Origin of the sequence: Arsenicibacter rosenii, from assembly GCF_001870735.1 — a bacterium.
In the GTDB taxonomy this organism is placed as follows: Bacteria; Bacteroidota; Bacteroidia; order Cytophagales; family Spirosomataceae; genus Arsenicibacter; species Arsenicibacter rosenii.
This window is the reverse complement of sequence record NZ_MORL01000114.1, coordinates 1-1,803: the sequence shown is the minus strand read 5'-3', so window position 1 is coordinate 1,803 and position 1,803 is coordinate 1. Positions and strand designations below refer to the sequence as shown.

Annotated in this window: 1 protein-coding gene; it reads right to left on the bottom strand. The window is 47.8% G+C overall.

Translation table 11 applies throughout. The features are described from left to right. The coding region (locus BLX24_RS30160; protein ID WP_143092912.1) for an RCC1 domain-containing protein at positions 1 to 1,720 on the bottom strand (1,720 nt) is incomplete at its 3' end. Positions 1,721 to 1,803: the final 83 nt, after the last annotated feature.

Here is a 1,803-nt window from a genome sequence, read left to right as displayed (position 1 = left end):
TGGTACCGGTGGCTGAGTTGGGGGTAGTTATGTTTTCACCACCCGTGCCCGGGTTAGTGTTACAGGTTTCAAGAAGCTCATTGGCAATGGGCGTAGGGAACATCAATCCCCAGAGGGCTGAGCCTTCAGACAGAATCTTTCCCGCACCCGTATAGGAAGCTTTGGCACCCACATAATAGCCACGGCCTGATTTTGTAATAAATCCCAGGTTTCCGGTTGCAGCATCATGCCGCTCATCAATAGTAATAAACTTTGCCGTTCCCCGGTAATTAATGGCTTCATGGGTCCAGCTGTAGAGCGATGAGGTCTTTGAATACACGATATCCTTACACTGATCATAAAAACCATATGCCGGGTCGCGCACAGGCTCCAGGAAGTTGCCTGGAATAAGCTCCGGCCTCTGGCTGTCTACAAGCCGGCCACTCCAGTAAACCTTATTATTATCGCCAACAACAAGCGAGTTAGACGGATAATTATCAACCCAGCTGTGGGGATACATATCCAGAATTTTAGTAGCGCCTGGCGGCATGGCTACTTCCACAAACTTTTTTAATAAGTAGATAGTATCAAAGCTAAAGGTAGCACTGGTAAACAGGTCAAGTTCTGTATTGACAACCGGAGCCGTTTTCAGTGGAACTGTAGTGTAGGTATATGGGGGGTTGTCCTTATTAACCCGTCGCCACCCTCCGGCCATGAACGCTTTGCCACTTGCACTGATCGCAAAAACAGCACTAAACTTGCTGGTGGCATCAAAACGAATGTTGGTAATGTCTTCTCCTGCGGGCAGGGGTGCTTCCCGTGGAGTAATTGTTGTAATGGTCCCGTTTGTTTCGGTGGTGGTTACCGTTGTATTGTTATAGAGTGATGGTACACCGGTGTTAAACTGACCGTTCATTCTGCCGGTATAATAGATTTTCCCATCACTGCCTTTTAAAAATGCCTTTTTATATCCAACGCCACCCTCATAAGCAGATAACCACACCCGCGTGTATTTAAAGGTTCCGTCCACCCCTGCCGGCTTCGGAATGGCCGTAAAGGTTGTTGACTCGTCGCTGCCGATAAAATAGGCATCACCCGTCGCCGAAATTGCTATACACATGGGGCTGCCGGTATTTGTGGCTACATCAAAATCGACAATTACACTCTGACCGGCAACATTGAGTAAACGTGGCGCACGAACAGACATCGTTGAGTCGGATTGTTCACTATCTACAAGTGGCCAGGCCGGTGATGTGCCGTATTCAGCCGTACTCAACAGCCCTCTGGCCGACGACTGAAATTGGCCGTTGACTCCCCAGGCATAGAGTTTCCCGCTTTCGGTCAGGCAAAAAAACATAGGGCCACCTTTGGCACTGATGATATCCACTTTTTTTACTGTTTCACCTGCCGGGCTCGGGACAAACCGGGGCGTTGTCTGGTATTTCCGGTAAATAAAAGTACCGTTCATTGTATAACCCGTATGAATGGAAAAGCCACAGTTTGACCCCCAGACATAGATCTTTTTATTCGTGGTTAACCCAATACTACTCCCATCCATTGAAGCCGCACTACCTACTGCAGGAGACGTAAAATTTTCGCGATCCGACGCGATATGATCCCAGGTCAAAGTTGAAATAGCCGGGGCACCGATATCGGATCCAAACTGTGCCTGAGCGTTTTTGCTGATGAGCAGGGTTATCAAAAAACTCAGGAGTTGTATAAATGAGTATAGGTTTTTCATTGTTCTTACAGGCAATTGTTGCATGTTGGGTTTAGTACTTACTTACTAAGCGTTCCCGGCGTTATGGCCGTACAATTAGTGAC